This window comes from Streptomyces sp. NPDC007346 (assembly GCF_040703535.1).
In the GTDB taxonomy this organism is placed as follows: Bacteria; Actinomycetota; Actinomycetes; order Streptomycetales; family Streptomycetaceae; genus Streptomyces.
On record NZ_JBEYKR010000044.1, the window covers coordinates 20693 to 46189 of the forward strand.

Annotated in this window: 21 protein-coding genes; 11 read left to right on the top strand and 10 right to left on the bottom strand. The window is 70.7% G+C overall.

Features of this window, described 5'->3' with window-relative positions; genetic code table 11:
• Window positions 1–367 precede the first annotated feature (367 nt).
• The gene (locus AB0917_RS14305; RefSeq protein ID WP_366819815.1) at window positions 368–1192 is read right to left on the bottom strand and encodes an oxidoreductase; all 825 of its coding nucleotides are present in this window, start codon (window positions 1190–1192) and stop codon (window positions 368–370) included.
• 102 nt (window positions 1193–1294) lie between these two features.
• Here AB0917_RS14305 and AB0917_RS14310 point away from each other — a divergent pair, with 102 nt between their 5' ends.
• Window positions 1295–2290 (top strand): ATP-binding protein, encoded by a 996-nt coding sequence (locus AB0917_RS14310; RefSeq protein ID WP_366819816.1) that lies wholly within the window; start codon window positions 1295–1297, stop codon window positions 2288–2290.
• Between the two features lie 162 nt (window positions 2291–2452).
• Here the strand turns inward: AB0917_RS14310 and AB0917_RS14315 are convergent, their stop codons facing one another.
• The gene (locus tag AB0917_RS14315; protein WP_366819817.1) at window positions 2453–3787 is read right to left on the bottom strand and encodes a hypothetical protein; all 1335 of its coding nucleotides are present in this window, start codon (window positions 3785–3787) and stop codon (window positions 2453–2455) included.
• Window positions 3788–4073: 286 nt separating this feature from the next.
• On the opposite strand from AB0917_RS14315, the gene AB0917_RS14320 reads away from it, so the two are divergent.
• The 6 genes from AB0917_RS14320 (at window position 4074) to AB0917_RS14345 (ending at window position 12369) form a co-directional block, all read left to right on the top strand.
• Window positions 4074–6572 (top strand): SulP family inorganic anion transporter, encoded by a 2499-nt coding sequence (locus tag AB0917_RS14320; protein ID WP_366819818.1) that lies wholly within the window; start codon window positions 4074–4076, stop codon window positions 6570–6572.
• 239 nt (window positions 6573–6811) lie between these two features.
• Entirely contained in the window at window positions 6812–8809 is a 1998-nt protein-coding gene (gene acs / locus AB0917_RS14325) for an acetate--CoA ligase (RefSeq protein WP_366819819.1), read from the top strand.
• Between the two features lie 277 nt (window positions 8810–9086).
• Entirely contained in the window at window positions 9087–10505 is a 1419-nt protein-coding gene (nhaA, locus tag AB0917_RS14330) for a Na+/H+ antiporter NhaA (RefSeq protein WP_366819820.1), read from the top strand.
• 40 nt (window positions 10506–10545) lie between these two features.
• On the top strand, window positions 10546–11079 hold the full coding sequence (locus AB0917_RS14335; protein ID WP_366819821.1) for a phage holin family protein: 534 nt from the start codon (window positions 10546–10548) through the stop codon (window positions 11077–11079).
• On the top strand, window positions 11076–12050 hold the full coding sequence (locus AB0917_RS14340; protein WP_366819822.1) for an alpha/beta hydrolase: 975 nt from the start codon (window positions 11076–11078) through the stop codon (window positions 12048–12050). Before AB0917_RS14335 ends, AB0917_RS14340 begins: the two co-directional genes overlap by 4 nt.
• A 115-nt stretch (window positions 12051–12165) precedes the next feature.
• Window positions 12166–12369, top strand: coding sequence for a hypothetical protein (locus tag AB0917_RS14345; protein WP_078907905.1), 204 nt, complete (start codon window positions 12166–12168; stop codon window positions 12367–12369).
• Window positions 12370–12464: 95 nt separating this feature from the next.
• On the opposite strand, the gene AB0917_RS14350 is transcribed toward AB0917_RS14345, so the two are convergent.
• The 3 genes from AB0917_RS14350 to nth all read right to left on the bottom strand — a co-directional run bounded on the left by AB0917_RS14350 (window position 12465) and on the right by nth (window position 15549).
• Window positions 12465–13670, bottom strand: coding sequence for a MarP family serine protease (locus AB0917_RS14350; protein WP_366819823.1), 1206 nt, complete (start codon window positions 13668–13670; stop codon window positions 12465–12467).
• Between the two features lie 91 nt (window positions 13671–13761).
• Window positions 13762–14424, bottom strand: a complete 663-nt coding sequence (locus tag AB0917_RS14355; protein WP_366819835.1) for a CoA pyrophosphatase — start codon at window positions 14422–14424, stop codon at window positions 13762–13764.
• Window positions 14425–14775: 351 nt separating this feature from the next.
• Complete coding sequence (nth, locus tag AB0917_RS14360; RefSeq protein ID WP_366819836.1) at window positions 14776–15549, bottom strand: endonuclease III; 774 nt, start codon at window positions 15547–15549, stop codon at window positions 14776–14778.
• Window positions 15550–16038: 489 nt separating this feature from the next.
• On the opposite strand from nth, the gene AB0917_RS14365 reads away from it, so the two are divergent.
• Window positions 16039–16713 carry a Crp/Fnr family transcriptional regulator gene (locus AB0917_RS14365; RefSeq protein WP_003967450.1) on the top strand — a complete coding sequence of 225 codons (675 nt, stop codon included), beginning with the start codon at window positions 16039–16041 and terminating at the stop codon, window positions 16711–16713.
• Window positions 16714–16884: 171 nt separating this feature from the next.
• Here the strand turns inward: AB0917_RS14365 and AB0917_RS14370 are convergent, their stop codons facing one another.
• The 4 genes from AB0917_RS14370 to AB0917_RS14385 all read right to left on the bottom strand — a co-directional run bounded on the left by AB0917_RS14370 (window position 16885) and on the right by AB0917_RS14385 (window position 19510).
• Window positions 16885–17715: an MBL fold metallo-hydrolase gene (locus tag AB0917_RS14370; RefSeq protein ID WP_366819824.1), complete on the bottom strand. Its 831-nt coding sequence runs from the start codon at window positions 17713–17715 to the stop codon at window positions 16885–16887.
• Entirely contained in the window at window positions 17712–18716 is a 1005-nt protein-coding gene (locus AB0917_RS14375; RefSeq protein ID WP_366819825.1) for an NUDIX hydrolase, read from the bottom strand. Before AB0917_RS14375 ends, AB0917_RS14370 begins: the two co-directional genes overlap by 4 nt.
• A gap of 165 nt (window positions 18717–18881) precedes the next feature.
• Entirely contained in the window at window positions 18882–19352 is a 471-nt protein-coding gene (locus tag AB0917_RS14380) for a RidA family protein (RefSeq protein ID WP_366819826.1), read from the bottom strand.
• Window positions 19352–19510, bottom strand: coding sequence for a DUF4177 domain-containing protein (locus AB0917_RS14385; protein ID WP_017947820.1), 159 nt, complete (start codon window positions 19508–19510; stop codon window positions 19352–19354). Before AB0917_RS14385 ends, AB0917_RS14380 begins: the two co-directional genes overlap by 1 nt.
• Window positions 19511–19582: 72 nt before the next feature.
• On the opposite strand from AB0917_RS14385, the gene AB0917_RS14390 reads away from it, so the two are divergent.
• Window positions 19583–20557: an ArsA-related P-loop ATPase gene (locus AB0917_RS14390; RefSeq protein WP_366819827.1), complete on the top strand. Its 975-nt coding sequence runs from the start codon at window positions 19583–19585 to the stop codon at window positions 20555–20557.
• Window positions 20554–22125 (top strand): ArsA family ATPase, encoded by a 1572-nt coding sequence (locus AB0917_RS14395; RefSeq protein WP_366819828.1) that lies wholly within the window; start codon window positions 20554–20556, stop codon window positions 22123–22125. Before AB0917_RS14390 ends, AB0917_RS14395 begins: the two co-directional genes overlap by 4 nt.
• A 45-nt stretch (window positions 22126–22170) precedes the next feature.
• On the opposite strand, the gene AB0917_RS14400 is transcribed toward AB0917_RS14395, so the two are convergent.
• Window positions 22171–22521 (bottom strand): WhiB family transcriptional regulator, encoded by a 351-nt coding sequence (locus AB0917_RS14400; protein WP_176727463.1) that lies wholly within the window; start codon window positions 22519–22521, stop codon window positions 22171–22173.
• Window positions 22522–23172: 651 nt separating this feature from the next.
• Between AB0917_RS14400 and AB0917_RS14405 the strand changes: the two genes are divergently transcribed.
• The gene (locus AB0917_RS14405; RefSeq protein WP_366819829.1) at window positions 23173–25428 is read left to right on the top strand and encodes a transglycosylase domain-containing protein; all 2256 of its coding nucleotides are present in this window, start codon (window positions 23173–23175) and stop codon (window positions 25426–25428) included.
• The last annotated feature ends 69 nt before the right edge of the window (window positions 25429–25497 follow it).

The following is a 25497-nucleotide window of genomic DNA, read 5'->3' on the forward strand; positions in this document are numbered from 1 at the left end:
CGCGAGACCAAGGACATCCGTGAGGATGACCTGTAACGCAGTGACGGCCCCACGGACCGCGCACGGAAGCCGAGCACCCACGCGACGTCGACCCGTCGATTACGGGCCAGCCGCACCAGGTGACGGGCGAAGTACCCGACCTGATGGGCAATTTACGAGGACGCTTGGTAACTGGGTGGACGTGCCAGCGGCGGTACCGCACTCCGGTACCGCCGCAACCCTTTCCCCGACCGCCTCCCGCCCGCTCGGGGCACTCCCGCCGGTCAGGACCGCTTCCGCCCGCCAGGGCCGCCCTCAGCCGCCGGGGCCACCGAGGCCACCGAGGCCACCGAGGCCAAAGCGTCGGCCGCCCGCCTCCGAGGGACGCCTACGCCGCCCCGCGTTGCAGGGCCTCACAGACCGCCGTCGACTCACGCACTCCGAGTTCGACCGAGCGCCCACAGTGCGCGATCCACGCGGCCACGCCTTCCGGGGTCCCCTCCGTATAGCCCTGGAACGCCGCGACGTACGCCGCCCGCCCCTGTTCCGCATGGCCCACCTCGGCCGGGCAGATGGACTTCGGGTCCAGCCCGCTGCCGATCAGCACGATGCGCTCGGCGGTCCGCGCCACCAGGCCGTTGTGCGAGGCGAAGGGGCGCAGCGCCAGCAGTTCGCCATGGACCACCGCGGCCGTCACGAGGGCGGGGGCAGTGGTCCCCGCGATGATCAGCTGCGAGAGCCCTTCGAGCCGTCCGGCCACCTCGCCGGCAGAGGGGAGCGGCGCCTCGATCAGCGGCTCGTCGACGGATTCACCGGCCAGCCGCGGGCGCCCGACCGCGTCATCGGGCGCGGCCCCACCGGCCGCCACCAGGTGCAGCCGCGCCAGCACCCGCAGAGGCGACTGCCGCCAGATGGAGAGCAGTTGCCCGGCTTCCGCGGTGAGCCTCAGCGCCGCCCCGACCGTGCGCGCCTCGTCCTCACCGCTGAAGTCGGTGCGCCGGCGCACCTCCTCCAGGTTCCAGTCGGCACCGGCGAGCGCCGCCGAACCCCGGGAGCCCCGCAGCGCGGCTTCGGCCGTGACCTCGTTGCTGCGGCGGCGCATGACGCGGTGACCGTAGACCCGGTCGACGGCCTTGCGTACGGAGTCCACGGCGTCGGGCACTCCGGGCAGGGCACCGAGCGTGGCGAGCGGGTCTGAGGCAGTCGTACTCATAAGTAGCGAGGCTACGCGCCCCCTACACCCGGACCACCCCCAAGTGGCCATCTTCACGGACATCAACAGCGTAGTGCGATCGACCCACTACCCTAGGTGAACATGAAGATCGCTTTCGTCGGGAAGGGCGGCAGCGGTAAGACCACGCTGTCCTCGCTCTTCATCCGCCACCTAGCCGCCAATGAAGCCCACGTCATCGCCATCGACGCCGACATCAACCAGCACCTGGGGGCCGCCCTCGGCCTCGACGAGGCGGAGGCGGCCGCGCTGCCCGCCATGGGTGCCCACCTCCCCCTCATCAAGGACCACCTGCGCGGCACCAACCCCCGGATCGCCTCCGCCGAGACGATGATCAAGACGACTCCGCCCGGCGAGGGATCACGGCTGCTGCGGGTGGGCGAGGACAACCCGATCTTCGACGCCTGCGCGCGTACGGTCCGGCTCGACGACGGTGACATCCGGCTGATGGCCACCGGCCCCTTCACCGAGTCCGACCTCGGGGTGGCCTGCTACCACTCCAAGGTCGGAGCCGTGGAGCTCTGCCTCAACCACCTGATCGACGGGCCGGACGAGTACGTCGTGGTGGACATGACGGCGGGGTCGGACTCCTTCGCCTCGGGGATGTTCACCCGGTTCGACATGACGTTCCTGGTCGCGGAGCCGACCCGCAAGGGCGTGTCGGTGTACCGCCAGTACAAGGAGTACGCACGGGACTTCGGCGTCGCGCTGAAGGTCGTCGGGAACAAGGTGCAGGGCCCGGACGACCTGGACTTCCTGCGCGCGGAGGTCGGCGACGACCTGCTGATCGGGGTGGGCCACTCCGACTGGGTGCGGTCCATGGAGAAGGGGCGGCCGTCCCGGTTCGAGCTGCTGGAGGCGGACAACCGGATGGCCCTGCAGGCCCTCCAGGACGCCGCCGAGGACTCGTACGGTCTGCGCGACTGGGAGCGCTACACCCGGCAGATGGTGCACTTCCACCTGAAGAACGCGGAGAGCTGGGGCAACGAGAAGACGGGCGCCGACCTGGCCGCCCAGGTCGACCCCGCCTTCGTACTCGGTGAGCGGTGCGCGGGAGCGGGCGTCCCGGCACACGCCTGACCCGCCGCGCCACCCGCCCACCAGCCGCCCGGCCACCCGGCCAACGACCACCAGTTACCGGTCAGCCGACCTGTCGGTCCACTGACCACCGGCCCCCATCGTCACCCGCCCCCTCCACCCGTCACCCCGGCGACGCACAGCCGGGGTGACGGGCAGCAGCCTCTAGCCCGCGTTCCGGGCCGCAGGCTCTCCGGCCTCCGGGCCGGCCGCCTTGTCCTTCTCCGCCTTCGGGGCAGCGGCGGCCTGGGCGCCGAGGTAGGTCTTCCACCCCTCCTTGGGTGCCTCGCCGACGCCGAGCGTGGCGAGCTTGGCCAGCGCCTGCGGGTCCTGCGCGTCCAGCCAGTCCGCGAGCTGCCGGAAGGACACGCAGCGGACCTCTTCCTTGGTGCACACCTTCGCGATGGTCTCCTCGATGGCGCGCATGTACGTGCCGCCGTTCCAGGACTCGAAGTGGTTGCCGATGATCAGCGGCGCCCGGTTGCCGTTGTACGAGCGGTCGAAGGCCTGGAGCAGGCCGTCGCGCATCTGGTTACCCCAGTACGCGTGCTGGGAGGGGTCGCCCTGAGTCTTCGTACCGGACTGGTTGACCATGAAGTTGTAGTCCATGGAGAGGGTCTCGAAGGCGCGGCCGGGCATCGGGACGAGCTGGAGCGGGATGTCCCAGACGCCGCCCTTCTTCTTGGGCCAGACCTGGTTGCCGACACCGCTGGAGTCGTAGCGGAAGCCCATGGTCCGGGCTGCGGCGACCATGTTCTTCTGCCCTTCGAGGCAGGGGGTGCGGGCGCCGACCAGCTCCTGGTCGTAGTCGAAGGGGAGCGGGGGCTCGCCCTTCAGCTCCGGAGCGTTGGTCTTCCAGTTCTTGACGAAAGCTTTCGCCTGGCTGATCTCGCTCTTCCACTCCTCGACGGACCAGGTGCCGACACCGCCGTCCGGGCCGCAGAAGTGGCCGTTGAAATGGGTGCCGATCTCGTTGCCTTCCTTCCAGGCGGCGCGCACCTCGGCGAGGGTGTTGCGAATGCCCTCGGTGTCGTTGAAGCCGATGTCGGAACGGCCCGCCGAGTGCTGCGGCGGAGCATAGAGGGATCGTTTCTCCTCAGGCAGCAAATACACACCGCTGAGGAAGTACGTCATCTTCGCGTTGTACTTCTTGGCGACGCCGCGGAAGTGCGAGAAGAGCTTCTGGCTGTCCTCTCCGGCACCGTCCCAGGAGAACACCACGAACTGCGGGGGCTTCTGACCCGGCGCCAGGCGCTTGGCGGCCGGCATCTTGGGCTGAGCACCGGTGAACGCGGTGGAGCCGTCCCCGATGAGCTTGACCGCGTTCTCCGGGGCGGCTTCCGGAGCGTTCTCCTTCGCGCCGTGGGCCCCCTTCTCCGCGCCCGCACCGGCCCCACCGGGCTCGGAGCCTCCGGAGACCGCACCGGAACAGCCGGCGAGTACGGCGACCAGCGCCGTGGTCATGGTGCCCAAGGCGATCCTCTTCGTGGCGGCCATCATCCGCCCACCCTCTTCCTTGCAGGTTATTTGCGTTGAATTCCGACACGGCGCGGCCAAACTCGCACGCGGTTCCACAGGCAGGAGGGCGACAGGCCGAATGAAAAGCTGCTTATTCACTTGAATGGGTGACGCGCTGACCTAAATGCCCCGAATGCGAGACGCTGAGCTTTACTCTCCATTACCATTCATTTACCTGGAGTTGAGAAATCTCGCCGCTATACGCCGTGCATCACGGCTGCGCCCCTTACGTCCTCGCGATCGCGCTGCCTCCGGAGGAGACGGGAACATGTCCGCCTGCGCCCCCATTCGCCATGACCGCACACCCCGCCGCCCGCGCATCCGCCGGAGTTCGGGGGTGAAGAACCCCCACCACCCACCACCGGCCGGCGGCCGTCGCCCGCGGATCGCGGGCGCGGATGTGTCCGCCTCCATCACCGTCTTCCTCATCGCCGTCCCGATGTCGCTCGGCCTCGCCCTCGCCGTGGGCGCCCCGCTGGAGGCCGGGCTGGTGGCCGCGGCCATCGGCGGCATCGTCGCCGGGCTGTTCGGCGGTACACCGCTCCAGGTCAGCGGCCCGTCCGCCGGGCTGACCGTCGTCACGGCCGAGCTGATCCAGGTCTACGGGTGGCGCACCACCTGCGCCATCACCGTCGGCGCCGGACTGCTCCAGATCCTCCTCGGCTCCCTGAGAGCCGCGCGCAACGCGCTCGCCGTCAGCCCCGCGATCGTGCACGGGACGCTCGCCGGTATCGGTGTGGCCATCGCGCTCGCCCAACTCCACATCATGCTGGGCGGGTCGCCCCAGAGCTCCGTCGTGGCCAACGCCCTGGCCCTGCCGGAGCAGCTGGCCGGGATCGGCCCGGCGGCCCCGCTCATCGGGGCGCTGACGATCACCGTCCTGCTGCTGTGGCCACGGCTGCCGGGCCGCGCCGGGCGGACGGTGCGGAGAGTCCCGGCCGCACTCGCCGCGGTGGTGGTCGCGACGGCGGTGGCGACGGTGGCGGCACCCGGTCTCGCCCGGGTGCACCTTCCGTCCTGGCGGTCGCACGCCCTGCCGGAGCTGCCTCACGGGCCCGTTCTCGCCCTGGCCACCGCGGTGTTCACCGTGATGCTGGTCGCCAGTCTGGAGTCGCTGCTCGCCGCGGTGGCCGTGGACAAGCTGGCCGCCGACCGCGCCGGGGAGCCGACGCCCGCGCGGGCCGCCCCCTCCGCCGCCGTCCCGCCCCGGCGGTCCGACCTGGACCGCGAGCTGCGGGGCCAGGGCGCCGCCAACACGCTCACCGGACTGCTGGGCGGGCTCCCGGTGGCCGGGGGCGTGGTGCGGGGTTCGGCCAATGTGCGGGCCGGGGCGACCGGGCGCGCCTCCACCGTGCTGCACGGGGTCTGGGTGCTCCTCGCGGCGGGCCTGCTGGTCGCCGTGTTCGAGTGGATCCCGCTGGCCGCGCTCGCCGCCCTGGTGATGGCGGTCGGGGTCCAGATGGTGAGCTTCGCGCACATCCGTAACGTCCATAAGCACCGGGAGTTCCCCGTCTACGCGGCCACGGTCGCCGGTGTCATCGGCTTCGGCGCGCTGGCAGGTGTCGCGCTCGGGGTGGCCGTGGCGGTGGTCGTGTCCCTGCACAGGCTGGGCCGCACGAAGGTCACCGTGTCCGAGCAGGACGGGTGCCATGTGGTGACCGTCCACGGCCAGTTGACCTTCCTGGCCGTTCCGCGGCTCACCCGGGCCCTCGGGCAGCTGCCGCCGGGGGTCCAGGCGACCGTCGAGCTGGACGGGTTCTTCATGGACCACGCCGCCTACGAGGCCATCCAGACCTGGCACGGCACGCAACTCGCCCAGGGCGGCCGGATCGACTTCACCGGCCGGTCCGGCAGCCGCATCGCCGAGCCCGCCGCCGCGGCCCACTCCTGCTGCCGCCCCTGGACTCCATGGCGCAACCACCACTGCCACGACCGCGCCACACAGCCGGCGCACCCCACAGCCATCGCCGACACCCCCACGGGCATCCTCACCGGCGCACCCACCGACAGCCGCTCCACCGCCTCCCCCACCGCGGGGGCCAGCAGGAAAGGCGGTGGCCACCGGCTGCTGAGCGGCCTGAGTTCCTTCCAGCGGAACACGGCGCCGCTGGTCCGCGACGAGCTGGCCCGGCTCGCCTCCGAGGGGCAGCGCCCCTCACAGCTCTTCATCACCTGCGCCGACTCCCGCCTGGTCACCAGCATGATCACCTCCAGCGGGCCGGGCGACCTCTTCACCGTGCGCAACGTCGGCAATCTCGTTCCCCCGCCCGGCACCGTCTCGGCCGGGAGCGGTGACGACTCGGTGGCCGCGGCGATCGAGTACGCGGTGGACGTGCTGCGGGTCGAGTCCATCACCGTCTGCGGGCACTCCGGCTGCGGCGCCATGCAGGCGCTGCTCAAGGGCGAGCCGGAGACCGGTCCGAAGAAGCCGCGAACCCCCCTCTGGCGCTGGCTGCGCCACGGCCTGCCGAGCCTGGAGCGGATGGCCTCGCGCCGCCACTCCTGGGCACGGATCTCCGGTCGGCTGCCCGCCGACGAGGTCGAGCAGCTGTGTCTCACCAACGTGGTCCAGCAGTTGGAGCACCTGCGGGCGCACGAGGCGGTGGCCCGGCGGCTCGCCGAGGGGACGCTGCAGCTGCACGGCATGTACTTCCACGTCGGCGAGGCACAGGCGTATCTGCTGACCGAGGGGTCCAGCTCCGGGACGGGCCCCGACGAGGTCTTCGACCGGGTCGGCACGGGAGAGCTGGAGCGCACCGCCGTCTGAACCGGAGGGCCCCCAGGGCCGTGAGACCTGATGACCCCACTCCGCGCCGCACGACAGGAAAAGCAGCAAAAGCGGCAAAGTGCGACAGGGCGACAGGGCGACTTCGCGCCACACGTCGTGACGACGCGTCGTAAAGCCGTCCTGACCAGCGGAGCGGGATCATGCTTCCATACACGAAGACACAGGTCTAAACCAATTCCCGGCAGACACTTGTCACCTGGCCCCGCGCCTGATGAGCTATGCCCCGGGACACAACGGACACCCTGGGACTGGGAGAAGTCGTGAGCAACGAGAGCCTGGCCAACCTGCTTCGGGAAGAGCGGAAGTTCGCTCCGCCTGCCGAGCTGGCCGCCAACGCCAACGTCACCGCAGAGGCGTACGAGCAGGCCGAGGCGGACCGGCTGGGCTTCTGGGCCGAGCAGGCCCGCCGCCTGACGTGGGCCACCGAGCCGACCGAGACCCTCGACTGGAGCAACCCGCCCTTCGCGAAGTGGTTCGCGGACGGCAAGCTGAACGTCGCGTACAACTGCGTGGACCGGCACGTCGAGGCGGGCAACGGCGACCGCGTCGCCATCCACTTCGAGGGCGAGCCCGGCGACAGCCGCGCCATCACCTACGCGGAGCTGAAGGAAGAGGTCTCCCGCGCCGCCAACGCGCTGACCGAGCTCGGCGTCAGCAAGGGTGACCGGGTCGCCGTCTACCTGCCGATGATCCCCGAGGCCGCCGTCGCGATGCTGGCCTGCGCCCGCATCGGCGCGGCGCACTCGGTGGTCTTCGGCGGCTTCTCCGCCGACGCCATCGCCACCCGTATCCAGGACGCGGACGCCAAGGTCGTCATCACCGCCGACGGCGGCTACCGCCGCGGCAAGCCCTCCGCGCTCAAGCCCGCGGTCGACGACGCCGTCTCCCGTATCAAGAGCGTCGAGCACGTCCTCGTGGTCCGCCGCACCGGTCAGGACACCGCGTGGACCGAGGGCCGCGACGTCTGGTGGCACGAGATCACCGCCCGTCAGTCCGCCGAGCACACCCCCGAGGCCTTCGAGGCGGAGCAGCCGCTCTTCATCCTCTACACCTCGGGCACCACGGGTAAGCCGAAGGGCATCCTGCACACCTCGGGCGGCTACCTCACCCAGGCGGCGTACACGCACCACGCGGTCTTCGACCTCAAGCCCGAGACCGACGTCTACTGGTGCACCGCCGACATCGGCTGGGTGACCGGCCACTCGTACATCGTCTACGGGCCGCTGGCCAACGGCGCGACCCAGGTCATGTACGAGGGCACGCCCGACACCCCGCACCAGGGCCGCTTCTGGGAAATCGTGCAGAAGTACGGCGTCACGATCCTCTACACGGCGCCGACCGCGATCCGTACGTTCATGAAGTGGGGGGACGACATCCCCACCAAGTTCGACCTGTCGTCCCTGCGCGTCCTCGGTTCGGTCGGTGAGCCGATCAACCCCGAGGCGTGGATGTGGTACCGCAAGCACATCGGCGCCGACACGTGTCCGATCGTGGACACCTGGTGGCAGACCGAGACCGGCGCGATGATGATCTCGCCGCTGCCGGGCGTCACCGAGACCAAGCCGGGATCCGCCCAGCGCGCCCTGCCGGGCATCGCCGCGACCGTCGTCGACGACGAGGCCAACGAGGTGCCGGACGGCGGGGGCGGCTACCTCGTCCTCACCGAGCCGTGGCCCTCCATGCTCCGCACCATCTGGGGCGACGACCAGCGGTTCCTCGACACCTACTGGTCGCGCTTCGAGGGCAAGTACTTCGCGGGCGACGGCGCCAAGAAGGACGAGGACGGCGACATCTGGCTGCTCGGCCGGGTCGACGACGTCATGCTCGTGTCGGGCCACAACATCTCGACCACCGAGGTCGAATCCGCCCTCGTCTCCCACCCGTCGGTCGCCGAGGCGGCCGTGGTCGGAGCCAACGACGAGACGACCGGCCAGGCCATCGTCGCGTTCGTGATCCTGCGCGGCAGTGCGACCACCTCCGACGAGCTGGTCGCGGAGCTGCGCAACCACGTCGGGACGACGCTCGGCCCGATCGCCAAGCCCAAGCGGGTGCTGCCGGTCGCCGAGCTGCCCAAGACCCGGTCGGGCAAGATCATGCGCCGCCTGCTGCGCGATGTCGCCGAGAACCGCGAGCTGGGCGACGTCACCACCCTCACCGACTCCTCGGTGATGGACCTGATCACCACCCAGCTGCCGTCCTCGTCCTCCGAGGACTGAGCGAACCGAGGACTGAGATGGCCGAGGACTGAGCGAACCGAGGCCCGAGAAGGCCGAGGAATCAGAAGAACCTTCTTGTACGGCTCCGATGGGCATCCGGCACCGCGCCGGATGCCCATCGGTGCTCCCGTACAGTGACAGGCGTGCCGTCGGCGACGTCGTAGCGGCACGACACCGCCGTAGTGGCGAAAAAAATCTTCACAGGGGCGCCGGGAAGTCTGGTCGGCACGGTCATCAGCCATGGCATCATGCCGTTCCCCACCCGGAGGTTCCCCTCGTGGCCCCGCCCACCCCTGCTCCGCCCTCCCCCACGCCACCGCCCCGGCGCACCCTGCTCGGCAGGCTCTCGCTCCCCGAGCGCGCCTATGTGGCGGAGGCGCTCCGCACCGAGACCGTCGGCGGCCTGATCCTGCTGGCCGCCGCCGTCACCGCCCTGATCTGGGCGAACACCTTCGACGGCTCGTACGCGGACGTCAGCGGCTTCCACCTGGGCCCCGCCTCGCTCGGCCTGGACCTCTCCGTGGCGCACTGGGCGGCGGACGGGCTCCTGGCGGTCTTCTTCTTCGTCGTCGGCGCCGAGCTCAAACGAGAACTGGTCGCGGGCCAGCTCCGCGATCCCCGGGCGGCCGCCCTCCCGATCGTGGCGGCCCTGTGCGGCATGGCCGTGCCCGCGCTCGTCTACACGCTCACCAATGTCCTGGGCGGCGGTTCTCTGGCCGGCTGGGCCGTGCCCACCGCCACCGACATCGCCTTCGCGCTCGCCGTCCTCGCCGTGATCGGCACCTCGCTACCCTCCGCGCTACGGGCCTTCCTGCTCACCCTGGCCGTCGTCGACGACCTCTTCGCGATCCTGATCATCGCGGTCTTCTTCACCTCGGACCTGAACTTCCTGGCCCTCGGCGGGGCCGTCCTCGGCCTGGCGCTCTTCCACCTCCTCCTGCGCCTCGACGTCCGGGGCTGGTACGTCTACGTACCGCTCGCCCTGGTCATCTGGGCCCTGATGTACAACAGCGGCATCCACGCCACCATCGCCGGTGTCGCCATGGGGCTGATGCTGCGCTGCACCCGGCGCGAGGGCGAGGAGCACTCCCCCGGCGAGCACATCGAGCACCTGGTCCGTCCGCTCTCGGCGGGCGTCGCCGTTCCGCTGTTCGCGCTCTTCGCCGCCGGGGTCTCCCTCAAGGGCGAGGCGCTGGCGGGCGTCTTCACCCGGCCCGAGACCCTCGGTGTGGTCCTCGGCCTCGTCGTGGGCAAGACCGTCGGGATCTTCGGCGGTACCTACCTGGCCGCCCGCTTCACCAAGGCGGAGCTGAACAAGGACCTGGCCTGGGCGGACGTCTTCGCGGTCGCCTCGCTCGCCGGTATCGGATTCACCGTCTCGCTGCTCATCGGCGAGCTGTCCTTCGCCGACGACGCGGGCATGGTCAACGAGATCAAGGCCGCCGTACTGCTCGGCTCCCTGATCGCGGCCGTACTCGCCTGTGTCCTGCTCAGACTCCGGGTGCGCGGATACCGCGAGCTGTACGAGGCCGAGGAGCGGGACGAGGACGCCTCCGGGGTGCCCGACGTCCATGAACAGGACGATCCGGGGTACCACCTGCGGATGGCCGCGATCCTCGACGAGAAGGCGGCCGAACATCGCCGTCGCGCCGAACAGGCGGGGGCAGCGCGCAACAAGCCGGACAGTCCGGCATGATCTGACATCGGATGTGTCGAAGACGGAGAGGGAGTCAGGGATGAGCGACCCCGGCAACTACGTGGCCAGCGCGGACCGCAGCATCGGGCAGCTGGTCGCCTCGGCGACGGCCGAGATGTCCGCGCTGGTGCACGACGAGATCGCCCTGGCGAAGGCGGAGGTACGCCAGGACGTCAAGCGCGGGGTGATCGGCAGCGTCGCGTTCATCGTGGCAGGCGTGCTGCTCCTGTTCACGATGCCGATGCTGAGCTTCGCGGCCGCGTACGGCATTCACAACCTGGGCCTCGGCCTGGCCTGGTCGTTCCTGATCGTGGCGGGTGGATTCGTCCTTCTGGCGGCACTGCTCGGACTCGTCGGCTGGCTGAAGTTCAAGAAGGTCAAGCCGCCGGAGAAGTCCATCGCCTCCGCCAAGCAGAGTGCGGCCATCCTGCAGAACGCGAAGCCGCACCCGCGCCCGGCCGTCGAGGCCGACGCGATCCTCAAGCGCTCCGGCTCCAGCCTCGCGGCGGGTACGGGTGTCGAGAGCCTCCCCGGTGAGGAGAAGGCCGCCTCTGTGACACGCTCGTCCACATGACGGTTCCCGATTCCAGCGCATTCGGCCCGGCGGGCTCGGCGAGCCCGGCCGGTGCCGGAGGCCCCGTACGGCTCGACGGCCCCTGGACCCACCGCGACGTGGCGGCCAACGGGGCACGGTTCCACATCGCCGAGATGGGCGAGGGGCCGCTGGTCCTCCTGCTGCACGGGTTCCCGCAGTTCTGGTGGACCTGGCGCCACCAGTTGCCCGCGCTCGCGGACGCGGGCTTCCGGGCCGTCGCGATGGACCTGCGCGGGGTGGGCGGCAGCGACCGGACGCCGCGCGGTTACGACCCCGCCAACCTGGCGCTCGACGTCACCGGGGTGATCCGCTCCCTCGGCGAGCCGGACGCGGCCCTGGTCGGCCATGACCTGGGCGGCTACCTCGCCTGGACGGCCGCCGTGATGCGGCCCAAGCTGGTGCGCCGGCTCGCCGTCTCGTCGATGCCCCACCCGCGCCGCTGGCGCTCCTCGATGCTGTCCGACTTCGCGCAGTCACGGGCGGGCTCGTACATCTGGGGCTTCCAGCGCCCCTGGCTGCCGGAGCGTCAGCTCGTCGCGGACGACGCGGCCCTGGTGGGGCGGCTGGTCCAGGAGTGGGCCGGGCCCCGGGCCCCGGAGTTCCCCGACGAGGAGACCCTGGACGTCTACCGGGCCGCCATGCGCATCCCCTCGACGGCGCACTGCTCGATCGAGCCGTACCGCTGGATGGTCCGCTCGATGGCTCGTCCGGACGGGATCCAGTTCAACCGGCGGATGAAGCGCCCCGTACGGGTGCCCACTCTGCACCTGCACGGATCACTCGATCCGGCGGTCCGCACCCGGAGTTCGGCGGGGTCCGGCGAGTACGTCGAGGCGCCCTACCGGTGGCGACTTTTCGACGGTGTCGGTCACTTCCCCCACGAGGAGGATCCGATCGCCTTCTCCACCGAACTCATCAACTGGCTCAAGGATCCTGAGCCCGACCGGTAGCCGCGCGGCCACCAGGGGCACGGCCGTCCGGGGAACAGCCACTTGCCTGCCGCATAAGCCAATTGGCTGACTCGCGCACGATTACCGACCTTGGGTCACGGGCAGACGTCGGGGTATGGGCTGGACGCACGACTTCACTGGCGAAGCACGCAACCGCCGCTCCACCGCGACAGCAGGTGCGAGCACTCATGAGGGGGGCGGCCCCCTGGGCCGGGTGCACGATGTGCAGGACCTTCATCATCACCGGCTCGGGATTCCGCGCATCCTCCGCCGTCGGGCCCGCTGGGTCTCGGCGCGGCTGCGCCACCCCCGTAGCTGATCTCTTCTGACAACCCACCTCCGCCGGTCCGCGTGCGCTGACCGGCGGGGGTCTTCATCCGTTGCGGGACCCGTTACGGGACCGGGGCGGGGTCGTCAGAGGGCGCAGCCCTGGCTGTCGACCTGCTGGTCGGCCGTGCGGCCGATCTCGATGTCCTCGCGGATCTCGTCGGCCGTCAGCGCGTACCCGGTGTCCGGGTCGTCGAGCGACTTGGCGAACACCACTCCGTACACCTTTCCGTCCGGAGTGAGCAGCGGGCCGCCCGAGTTGCCCTGGCGCACGGTCGCGTAGAGGGAGTAGACGTCGCGGAGGACGGTGCCCCGCTGGTAGATGTCGGGGCCGTTGGCGTCGATACGGGCGCGGACCCGGGCCGAGCGCACGTCGTAGGCGCCGTTCTCCGGGAAGCCCGCGACGATCGCGCTGTCGCCGCTCGCCGCGTCGTCGTCCGTGCCGGTGAACTCCAGCGGTGTGGCCTTGAGGTCGGGGACGTCCAGGACCGCGATGTCGCGCTGCCAGTCGTAGAGGACCACCTTGGCGTCGTACAGCCGGCCTTCGCCGCCGATCTGGACGGTCGGCTCGTCGACGCCGCCGACGACGTGGGCGTTGGTCATGACCCGGCGGTCGGAGAAGACGAAGCCGGTGCCTTCGAGGACCTTGCCGCAGCTCGGGGCCGTACCCACGACCTTGACGATCGACTTCTTCGCGCGGGCGGCGACCGGGCTGCCCACCAGCGCCGGGTCCGGGGGCTTGACCTCGGTGATCGGCTCGTTGGCGAAGGGGCTGAAGACCTGCGGGAAGCCGTTCTGCGCGAGGACGGAGGAGAAGTCCCGGAACCAGGGCGGCGCCTGCTGGGGCATCACCCGGGAGATCCCGAGGAGCACCGAGGAGTTGCGGACCTCCTTGCCGAGGGTCGGCAGCGAGGTGCGGGCCAGCGGCAGCGCGATCAGCCAGGCGACCAGCAGCATGGCCACCACGTTGACCAGGGCGCCGCCGGTCGCGTCCAGCGCGCGGGCGGGCGACCACGTGATGTATCTGCGGAGCTTGTTGCCCAGGTGGGTGGTGAAGGCCTGGCCGATCGAGGCGCAGACGATGACGACGACGACCGCGCCGATGGCCGTCGCGGTGGAGACCTCCGCCCCCTCCGTCACCCGGTCCCAGATGATCGGCAGCAGGTAGACGGCGACGAGACCGCCGCCGAGGAAGCCGATCACCGACAGGACGCCGACGACGAAACCCTGTCGGTAGCCGATGACCGCGAACCATACGGCGGCGAGCAGCAGCAGGATGTCCAGCACGTTCACCGTCAATAGCCTCGCAGTTTCGTCACCTGGCCCGTCGGGGGTGACGGGGTCCGGGCCGGGCCCGGTACAGCGCAGCAGGACAGCCAGCGTGTCATGCGCGCCAGTCGAGCGGCACCTGTCTGGCCCGGTCCCACGGGCGTTCCCAGCCCGCGTAGTGCAGAATCCGGTCGATCACTCCGGCGGTGAATCCCCAGACCAGAGCTGATTCGACCAGGAAGGCCGGGCCGCTGTGACCGCTCGGGTGGACGGCCGTGGCCCGGTTGGCCGGGTCCGTGAGATCCGCCACGGGAACGGTGAAGACCCGGGCCGTCTCGGCCGGATCGACCACCCCGACCGGGCTGGGCGCACGCCACCAGCCGAGGACGGGCGTCACGACGAAGCTGCTGACGGGGATGTACAGCCGGGGCAGCACGCCGAAGAGCTGGACACCCCGGGGGTCGAGGCCCGTCTCCTCCTCGGCCTCGCGCAACGCGGCCCGCAGCGGTCCGGTGGTGGCCTGGTCGCCGTCCTCGGGGTCGAGCGAGCCGCCGGGGAAGGACGGCTGCCCGGCGTGGGAGCGCAGGGTGCCGGAGCGCTCCATCAGCAGCAGCTCGGGGCCGCGCGCGCCTTCACCGAAGAGGACCAGGACGGCGGACTGCCTGCCCGCTCCGCTCTCGGGCGGCAGGAAGCGGCTGAGCTGCTGCGGGCGGACGCTGCGGGCGGCCTGGGCCACGGGGTCGAGCCAGGCGGGCAGGCCCGCGGTGGTCACGTCGATCGCGGCAGGAGCAGCAGGAGCAGCTGGAGCGGCTGGGGCATGGGTGCTGGTTGCTGCTGCGTGGGCGCCGGTGCCTGCTGAGCGGGCGCCGGCTGCCCGGGTGCCGGACGTATGGACGTCGGACGCAGGGACGTCGGACGCCTGCGGCTCGGCTGCGCGCGGCTCGGCTGCGCGGCTGACGGTCGTGTGGCTGTCCGGACGGCTGTCCGCGTGCGTGTCCGTAGGCGTGTGCGTGTGCATGTGCGGCATCGGCGCCCCCCTTGTTCCCGTTGTTTCACAACGCCTGTCGTCGGCCATTTCGTTCCGCGCCATTCCGTCGTCTCTCGGGAGGGTGCTCGGTGCGGCCTTCCCTCATGCGGCTCCCAGGGCGGGAGCGGGCTTGCCCGGGAAGTCGGGGGGCGGGCTGAGCCGCTGGCCCGGGTAGCCGCCCATCTCGTACTTCAGCAGCTTCCTGGCCTTCTCCGGGTCGGTCTCCCCCTCACCGTACGAAGGACAGAGCGGGGCGATGGGGCAGGCGCCGCAGGCCGGCTTACGGGCGTGGCAGATCCGGCGGCCGTGGAAGATCACCCGGTGCGAGAGCATCGTCCACTCGCTCCTGGGGAAGATGTCGGCGATCACCGCCTCGACCTTCACAGGGTCCTCCTCGTCCGTCCACTTCCAGCGCCGGACCAGGCGGCCGAAGTGCGTGTCCACGGTGATGCCGGGGACCCCGAAGGCATTGCCCAGGACGACGTTGGCGGTCTTGCGGCCGACACCGGGCAGCTTGACCAGGTCCTCCAGGCGGCCGGGGACCTCGCCGCTGAAGTCGTCCCTCAGGGCGGCGGAGAGGCCGAGGAGGGACTTGGTCTTGGCCCGGAAGAAGCCGGTCGGCCGGATCAGCTCCTCCATCTCCTCCGGAACGGCCGCCGCCATGTCCTCGGGCGTCGGGTAGGCGGCGAAGAGCGCGGGAGTGGTCTGGTTGACCCTCAGGTCGGTGGTCTGGGCGGAGAGGACCGTGGCGACGAGCAGCTCGAACGGGTTGCGGAAGTCCAGCTCGGGGTGGGCATACGGATAGACCTCGGCGAGCTCCCGGTTGATCCGGCGGGCCCGGCGGACCAGCGCGAGGTGCGACTCGGCCTTGGGGATCTTCGGCGTCCCGGGCGCCTTGGGCGCCTTCGCTGTCCCGGGCGCCTTGGCCGCTTTGGTCGTCCCGGGCGCCTTCGCTGTCCCGGGCGCCTTCGCGGTCGAGGTCTCGGGCGACGTTCCGGACTCTGACGATGTCACTGCGGACCTCCTGGCCGACTTCCGGACCGGCTTCCCCGGTCCTTCCAAGGAGCCATTTGCGGCACTCTCGGGGCGAAGCGAAGAGTGTTCGCCCATAGCGGAATCACGCTTCCCCGACACCCCATCAGCCCCCTCGGCCCGTGCTACTCCCCGGCATTCTGGACACCCGGCCAGCCTAGAGCCAGCCACTGACAACCGCCCCGGTCACCGCGTATCCACCCCCGATCGGCCCCCTGCCGTAGGGACCGGCCCGCCCGTGCGTCAAACTGGTTTGTGATTGATCGCACTGTTTTACCGTCCGGCATGATGGGGACCACGGTTCCCTGAACAGGCCGACAAGGAGAGAAACTCGTGGACGACGTTCTGCGGCGCGCCCCGCTTTTCGCGGCGCTCGATGACGAGCAGGCCGCGGAGCTCCGCGCCTCGATGAGTGAGGTGACCCTCGCGCGCGGCGACGCGCTCTTCCACGAGGGCGACCAGGGTGACCGCCTGTACGTGGTCACCGAGGGCAAGGTGAAGCTCCACCGCACCTCGCCCGACGGGCGCGAGAACATGCTGGCCGTGCTCGGCCCCGGCGAGCTGATCGGCGAGCTGTCGCTCTTCGACCCCGGCCCGCGTACGGCGACCGCCTCCGCGCTGACCGAGGTCAAGCTCCTCGGCCTCGGCCACGGCGACCTGCAGCCCTGGCTCAACGCCCGGCCCGAGGTCGCCACCGCGCTGCTGCGCGCGGTCGCCCGGCGCCTGCGCAAGACCAACGACCAGATGTCCGACCTGGTCTTCTCCGATGTGCCGGGCCGTGTCGCCCGTGCCCTCCTGGACCTGTCGCGCCGCTTCGGCGTCCAGTCGGAGGAAGGCATCCACGTCGTTCACGACCTCACCCAGGAGGAGCTGGCCCAGCTGGTCGGCGCCTCCCGCGAGACGGTCAACAAGGCCCTCGCGGACTTCGCCGGCCGTGGCTGGCTGCGCCTGGAGGCCCGCGCGGTCATCCTGCTGGACGTGGAGCGCCTCGCCAAGCGTTCGCGCTGACCCTCCTGGTGATGTGAGCTGACGCGAAGGGCCCCGTGCCGACCTGACGTACTCCGGTCGGCACGGGGCCCTTCCGTTCACGCGGCCCCCTATACGTTCACGCGTCTCTCTGTACGTTCACGCGGGCCACTGTCCGTACGCGCGGGCCACTGTCCGTACCCGCGGGCTCCTTCAGATGAGCCCGTGCTCGGTGAGGTACTCCAGCTGGGCCCGTACCGACAGCTCGGCGGCCGGCCACAGGGAGCGGTCCACGTCGGCGTAGACCCGGGCCACCACGTCCGACGGCGTCCGGTGCCCCGCCTCCACCGCCGTCTCGACCTGGGCCAGCCGGTGCGCGCGGTGGGCCAGGTAGAACTCCACGGCCCCCTGCGCGTCCTCCAGGACCGGCCCGTGGCCCGGCAGCACCGTGTGCACGCCGTCGTCGACCGTCAGCGAGCGCAGCCGCCGCAGCGAGTCCAGGTAGTCGCCGAGCCGCCCGTCCGGGTGCGCGACGACCGTCGTCCCGCGGCCGAGGATCGTGTCGCCCGTCAGCACCGCCCGGTCGGCGGGCAGATGGAACGAGAGCGAGTCGGCGGTGTGGCCCGGCGTCGGGACCACGCGCAGCTCCAAGCCGCCGGTGGTGATCACATCGCCCGCCCCGAGACCCTCGTCCCCGAGCCGCAGCGCCGGATCCAGGGCCCGTACCTTCGTCCGCGTCAGCTCGGCGAACCGCCCCGCGCCCTCCGCGTGATCGGGATGGCCGTGCGTGAGCAAAGTAAGGGCCACGCGACGCCCGGACCGCTCCACCGCGTCGATCACGGCCCTCAGGTGTACGTCGTCGAGCGGCCCCGGATCGATGACGACCGCGAGATCGGAGCCGGGCTCGGCGACGATCCAGGTGTTCGTGCCGTCGAGCGTCATCGCGGACGGGTTCGGCGCCAGGACGTTGACCGTACGGGCGGTCGCGGGCCCGGAGGCCACGATCCCGCGCGGCTGTCCCGGGAGGGCGGCTGCGTCGCTCACGCCGCACCACCGCTCTCGCCCGCCGTGGCCACGTGCTTGGTGAACTCGTCGTGCCCCGGCCAGCTCAGCACCAGCTCATCCCCCTCCAGACGGGCCTGCGCGAGTACGGGAGTCATGTCCTGGCCGTCCGCTGCCCCGAGCGCCTCGGCGGCCGTCCTGAAGGGCGTCAGGGCCCGCAGCGTCGACACGGTGGGCGGCATCATCAGCAGCTCGCCCAGGTCGTAGCGGCGGGTCGCCTCCGCCGGGGCGATCCACACCGTACGGTCCGCCTCCGTGGAGACGGCCCGGGTGCGCTGCCCCTCGGGGAGTGCGGCGACGAAGAACCAGGTGTCGTACCGCCTCGGTTCGAACTCCGGGGTGATCCAGCGGGCCCAGGCGCCCAGCAGGTCCGAGCGGAGCAGCAGCCCACGCCGGTCCAGGAACTCCGCGAAGGACAGATCGCGGGCGACCAGCGCCTCCCGGTCGGCCTCCCAGTCCGCCCCGGTCGTGTCGCCGACCACCGTCCCGGCGGTCGGACCGGCGAGCAGGACCCCCGCCTCCTCGAACGTCTCGCGCACCGCCGCGCAGACGATGGCCTGCGCCTCGGCGACCGTCGCCACGCCGAGCCGGTCGGCCCACTGCTCCAGTGGAGGCCCGGCCCACCCGATCAGCCGGTCGTCGTCGCGCGGATCGACCCCGCCACCCGGATAGGCGTACGCGCCTCCGGCGAACGCCATGGAGGTCCGCCGGCGCAACATGTGCACGACAGGACCGCCCGTACCGCCCTGCTCCTCGGCGCCGGTCCGCCCTTCCGTGCCGGCCTGCCCTTCCCTGCCAGCCTGCCCTTCCGTTCCGGTCCGCCCCTTCGCACCGGCCGTCGCTCCCGTGCCGCTCGTCGCTCCCGGATCGCGGAGCAGCATCACGGTGGCGGCCCGCCGGGGCGTCACGGCCGTCAGCTCACCGGCTGCGAGCGCCCGGATCCGGTCGGGCCATTCCGGGGGGTACCACTGACCTTGGGACATGGCCGGAGGCTATCCGGAACCGCGCCGATGTTCGAGAGGCTTCGTGATCGGCACAGCGTCCCGACACGCCCCGTACACACACCTGCCCCCATGCACACGATCCCGCCCGGTCGCAGGACCGGACGGGATCGGGAGGGACATCGGAAAAGGCCGGGCGGCTCCGGCTCAGGCGTCGACGAGCTCCACCTGGACCTCGACCTCGACCGGGGCGTCCAGCGGCAGCACGACCACGCCCACGGCGCTGCGTGCGTGCACGCCCTTGTCGCCCAGGACCGCGCCCAGCAGCTCGCTCGCACCGTTGACCACGGCGGGCTGGCCGGTGAAGTCGGACGCCGAGGCGACGAAGCCCACGACCTTCACCACGCGCTTGATCCGGTCCAGGTCACCGGCGACCGACTTCACGGCGGCCAGGGCGTTGAGCGCGCAGGTCTTCGCGAGCTCCTTGGCCTCGTCCGGCGTCACCTCGGCGCCGACCTTGCCGGTGACGGCGAGCTTGCCGTCCACCATCGGGAGCTGGCCCGAGGTGTACACGTACACCCCGGACTGCACGGCCGGCTGGTACGAGGCCAGCGGCGGCACGACGGGGGGCAGGGTCAGGCCCAGCTCGGCGAGCCGGGACTCCACGGCGCCCGCCACTAGCTCTTCTCCCGCTTCAGGTAGGCCACGAGCTGTTCGGGGTTGTTCGGGCCGGGAACGACCTGGACCAGCTCCCAGCCGTCCTCGCCCCAGGTGTCCAGAATCTGCTTGGTCGCGTGCACGAGTAGGGGCACGGTCGCGTATTCCCACTTGGTCATGGGCCTGACTGTAACGCCTGCCACCGACGGTCCCGTGCGTAGCCCGGGACCGGACTGGTTAGGCTCGAATACGTGAGCAGGTTCCAGGTCGTCAGCGGCAAGGGCGGTACCGGTAAGACCACGGTCGCCGCCGCCCTCGCGCTCGCCCTCGCGACCGAGGGCAGGCGCACCCTCCTCGTCGAGGTCGAGGGCAGACAGGGCATCGCCCAGCTCTTCGATTCCGACGCGCTCCCCTATGAGGAGCGGAAGATCGCCGTGGCGCCGGGCGGCGGCGAGGTGCACGCGCTGGCGATCGACGCCGAGCAGGCGCTCCTCGACTACCTCCAGATGTTCTACAAGCTCGGTGGCGCGGGCCGGGCGCTCAAGAAGCTCGGCGCGATCGACTTCGCCACCACCATCGCGCCCGGGGTCCGGGACGTCCTGCTGACCGGCAAGGCGTGCGAGGCCGTACGCCGCAAGGACAGGCAGGGCCGGTTCGTCTACGACTACGTGATCATGGACGCCCCGCCCACCGGCCGCATCACGCGCTTCCTGAACGTCAACGACGAGGTCGCGGGGCTGGCCAGGATCGGCCCGATACACAACCAGGCCCAGGCCGTGATGCGGGTCCTGAAGTCCCCGCAGACCGCGGTCCACCTGGTGACCCTCCTGGAGGAGATGCCGGTCCAGGAGACCGCCGACGGCATCGCCGAACTGCGCGCCGCCGACCTCCCCGTGGGCCGCGTCATCGTGAACATGGTGCGCCCGCACCTGGTCGACGAAGAGACCCTGCGCACCGCCGCGACCGGCCGCCGCAAGGAGATCGCCAAGACACTGACCCGCGCCGGAGTGACCGGCTCCGCCGCCCTCGTACGGCCCCTGATCGAGCAGGCCGCCGAACACGCCCAGCGCGTCGGCCTGGAGCGCGAGCAGCGCGCCGTACTGGCCGGCCTCGGCCTGCCGACCGCCGAGCTCCCGCTGGTCGGTGACGGGGTGGACCTCGCCGCGCTGCACGACCTGGCCACGGAGCTCCGTAAGCAGGGCGTAGGGGAAGGGGCGGATTCATGACACGGGCCACGGCGGGGACCACGACGGGGGCTCCGGGACCGCACGCAGAGGGACCGGGCGCAGAGGGACCGGGCGCGGATCAGGACGCGGAGGAGCCTCGCGGGCTGGACACCGACGCCCTGCTCGACGACCCGGCCATCCGGATCATCGTGTGCTGCGGCTCCGGCGGCGTCGGCAAGACCACGACGGCCGCCGCTCTGGGCGTACGGGCGGCCGAGCGCGGCCGGAAGGTCGTCGTCCTCACCATCGACCCGGCCCGCCGGCTCGCGCAGTCCATGGGCATCGACCAGCTGGACAACGTCCCGCGCCGGGTCGGCGGCATCGCGGGCGAGGGCGAACTGCACGCCATGATGCTCGACATGAAGCGGACCTTCGACGAGACCGTGGAGGCGCACGCGGACGCTGATAGGGCCCGCGCGATCCTGGAGAACCCGTTCTACCAGTCCCTGTCGGCCGGGTTCGCCGGTACGCAGGAGTACATGGCGATGGAGAAGCTCGGGCAGCTGCGGGCGCGCGACGAGTGGGACCTGATCATCGTCGACACCCCGCCCTCGCGCTCCGCGCTGGACTTCCTGGACGCGCCGAAGCGGCTCGGCTCGTTCCTGGACGGGAAGTTCATCCGGCTGCTGATGGCGCCCGCGAAGGTGGGCGGCCGGGCCGGGATGAAGTTCCTCAATGTCGGCATGTCGATGATGACCGGGACGCTGGGCAAGCTGCTCGGCGGCCAGTTCCTGCGGGACGTACAGACGTTCGTCGCCGCGATGGACACCATGTTCGGCGGCTTCCGCAGCCGCGCGGATGCCACGTACAAGCTGCTCCAGGCCCCCGGCACGGCCTTCCTCGTGGTCGCGACGCCGGAGCGGGACGCGCTGCGCGAAGCGGCGTACTTCGTGGAGCGGCTGGCGGCGGAGGACATGCCGCTGGCCGGTCTCGTCCTCAACCGGGCGCACGGCAGCGAGGCCTCCCGGCTCTCCGCCGAGCAGGCGCTTGCCGCCGCAGAAAATCTTGACGACGCCCGCATTGTGGATCAGACGGCCGGGAAGGCTGGCCTTGGTGACCCGGAGGCCCCCGACCCTGCGGTCACCGCCCCCGATGCCACCGCGCCGCCGCTCTCCCCCGAGCCTGAGCACCAGCCCGAGCCCGAGCCCGACACCCAGCAACACCAGCAGCACGAGCAGACCCCGCACGAGAACGCCGAGGTACACGACGCCCCCGAGGTGGACGACCGCCATCACGATCACGAGGACACGCACCAGCACGACCACGAGCCGCACGCGAAGAGCGCAACGGGCGGCACGACGGGCGGCAGCTCCGACACCACCGTCGCTGCTGAATCCCCTGTGGACGTCGACGAACTGACGGCCGGTCTGCTGCGTCTGCACGCCGAGCGCATGCAGGTCGTCGCGCGCGAACAGCACACCCGCGACCGCTTCACCGAACTGCACCCCGAGGTCCTGGTGACCGCGGTGGCCGCGCTGCCCGGCGATGTGCACGACCTGGACGGCCTGCGGGCCATCGGCGACCGCCTGGCGTCCGGTTCCGCCCCGGCTCCGGCCGGAGCGGCGTAGACCTCCCGCGGCGCCCTGTCCGGGCGCCCCGAACGTTTCCGCGCCCTACCCGACGGCGGCGTACGTCTCGTGCAGTTCGTCGTCCTCCAGCCCGATCACCGCGGGCAGCATGCCGGTGGACCGCTCGTACTCACTGCGTGCGGTCTCCAGCAGGCGGCGCCAGGACGTGACGGTGGGCCGGCGGCGCAGCAGTGCGCGGCGCTCCCGCTCCGTCATTCCGCCCCACACGCCGAACTCGACGCGATTGTCCAACGCGTCGGCCAGGCACTCGGTCCGCACCGGGCATCCGGTGCACACCGCCTTGGCCCTGTTCTGCGCTGCCCCTTGTACGAACAGTTCATCCGGATCGGTAGTGCGGCAGGCTGCCTGCGCACTCCAGTCGGTTACCCAGCCCATGCCGGCGCCGTCCTCTCCCGAATCGAGGCTCCCCCACGGCGGTAGCGGCATATTCACCGCTGCCAGTTGAGGACGTTACGGAAGGTGGGGACAGCACAACACCCCCTTCGGGCCCAATCTTGAATGGTCCGAACGGACTATGCGTATGCGGCAGATCACCCAGGGGAGTGAGGGGAAGACATGCGCGACTAACTCCGCGAAAACGGGACAGTACACCCGAATGGCAACGGACGTTCAGTGACACACGGGCGATTTCGGGAGCGCCACGATGTGCGATTCACCTGTGCGTCGGCCGGGAGAAGAATGTCCAGAAGAGGCGCATGAGGTTGCAGGGGGGTTGATACGGAACCGGACTGCTGTGACAGTTGAGAGCAGCTTAGGCCAAGGCCTGTACGCCTGTCCGGCGAATGAGGCGAATGAGAACGCGGGCGCCTCGCGTTGCCGTGCCGTCCTTGGCGCCGAGTCGTCGAGCAGGCCAGCGCCGAGTCCTCGAGCGGACCCGTGCCGAGTCGTCGCGCAGACCCGTGCCGGGTCCCGGCAGACCCGCGCCCGCACCGGCCCCCGCGCCCGGATGTCACGGTCTGGTACTCGAACGCTCCGAGAGGCCCCCGTTCCTACAGAACGCTCATCACTACGGATTAGGCTGCCCTCATGCCAAAGAAGCGCTCGGGCGGGGGTCTCACCACGACCCAGCAGGCCGCCAAGTTCCTCGGTGTCGCCGCACTCTCCGGAGCAGTCCTGGCAGGCATCGCGCTGCCCGCAGCCGGAGCGTTGGGGCTCGCCGCCAAGGGGACGGTCGAAGGGTTCGACGAGATCCCCTCCAACCTCAAGACGCCGCCGCTCAGCCAGCGGACCACGATCCTGGACCGCGACGGCGGACCGATCGCGACGGTCTACTCGCGCGACCGCACCGTGGTCCCGCTCAAGGACATCTCCCCGTACATGCAGGACGCGATCATCGCGATCGAGGACTCCCGCTTCTACGAGCACGGGGCGGTCGACCTCAAGGGCATCCTGCGCGCGATGAACCGCAACGTGCAGTCGGGCGGGACCGCGCAGGGCGCGTCGACCCTCACCCAGCAGTACGTGAAGAACGTCTTCGTCGAGGAGGCGGGCGACGACCAGGAGAAGGTCGCGCAGGCCACCGAGCAGACACTCGGCCGCAAGGTCCGCGAGCTGAAGTACGCGATCCAGGTCGAGGAGGAGCTCGGCAAGAAGAAGATCCTGGAGAACTACCTCAACATCACCTTCTTCGGCCAGCAGGCGTACGGCGTCGAGGCGGCGTCCCAGCGGTACTTCTCCAAGCGCGCCAAGGACCTGAAGGTGGAGGAGGCCGCGCTGCTCGCCGGCATCGTCCAGTCGCCGACCCGCTACGACCCGGTCAACGACACGGAAGAGGCCACCAAGCGCCGTAACACCGTGCTCACCCGGATGGCCGCCACCAAGGCCATCACGCAGGCCGAGGCCGACAAGGCCATGGAGACCCCGATCAAGCTGAAGGTCAGCAAGCCGAAGAACGGCTGCATCACGGCCGTCAGCGGGTCCGGGTTCTTCTGCGACTACGTACGCAAGACGATCCTGACCGACCCGGCGTTCGGCAAGACCGACGAGGAGCGCTCCAAGCTCTGGAACCTCGGCGGGCTCACCATCAGGACCACCCTCGACCCGCGCGCCCAGCAGGCCGCCAACCAGGCCGCGACCGCGAAGGTCAACAAGGACGACAAGTTCGCGGCCTCCGTGGTGCAGGTGCAGCCGGGCAGCGGCAAGATCCTCTCGATGGGCCAGTCCCGCCCGTACGGCCTGGACCAGACGCAGAACGAGACCGTGCTCAACCTCGCCGTCAGCAACAAGATGGGCGGCAGCACGTACGGCTTCCAGGTCGGCTCGACGTTCAAGCCGTTCACCGCGGCGGCGGCGCTGGAGAAGGGCATCACCCCGGCGACGTCGTTCTCGACGGACTGGAAGATGACCATGAAGGAGCAGGACTTCCGCAACTGCACCGGCTCCCCGGCGGGCTACGCGGACTGGCCCCTGCAGAACGAGCTGGAGTCCGAGAAGGGCTCCTGGGACATGACCAGCGCGCTCGGCAAGTCCATCAACACCTACTTCGCGCTGCTGGAGCAGAAGGCCGGCCTCTGCGAGACCGTGGAGATGGCGAAGAAGCTCGGTTACGAGCGCGGTGACGGCAAGAAGATCGGGGAGTACCCCTCGATCACCCTCGGTGGCGAGGTGAGCACCCCGCTCTCCATGGCCGGCGCGTACGCCGCGTTCGCCAACCGGGGCACGTACTGCACGCCCATCGCCATCGAGTCGATCACCGACCCGAACGGCAAGAAGCTCAAGGTCCCGAAGTCGAAGTGCTCGCGGGCGATGAGCGAGAAGACCGCGGACACCATTAACCAGATGCTCAAGGGCGTCGTCGAGGACGGCACCGGTACGCAGGCCGGTCTGAGCGACCGGGACAACGCGGGCAAGACCGGTACGACGAACGACCGCAAGGACGCGTGGTTCGTCGGGTACACGCCGAACCTCTCCACCGCGGTGTGGGTCGGGGACGACATCGGCGACAAGAGCTCGATGTTCAACGTGACCATCGGCGGCCAGTACTACGACAAGGTCTGCGGTGGCTGCCTCCCCGGCCCGATCTGGCGGATCGCCATGACCGGCGCGCTCGAGGCCTCCGAGACTCCTCAGTTCAACCCCGTCTCCGTCCCCCGGGCGAAGGTCAAGGAGGACAAGGACAAGGAGAAGGAGGACGGCGACCGCGACGGCGACAGCGACGAGGGCCGCGAGGACAGCAAGCCCGGCCGCAACCGGCCCGGCGGCATCCAGCTCCCGCCCGGCGTGATCGGCGGCCCCGGCGGCGGCGACCAGGACCAGCGGGGCGGCGGCAGGTCCGGCCCCTGACGCGTAGGCGCACGCGTGAAGGGTGGGGGGGCCCCGGCGGCGGGGGCGGGGGGGCCCCCCCCGGGAGGG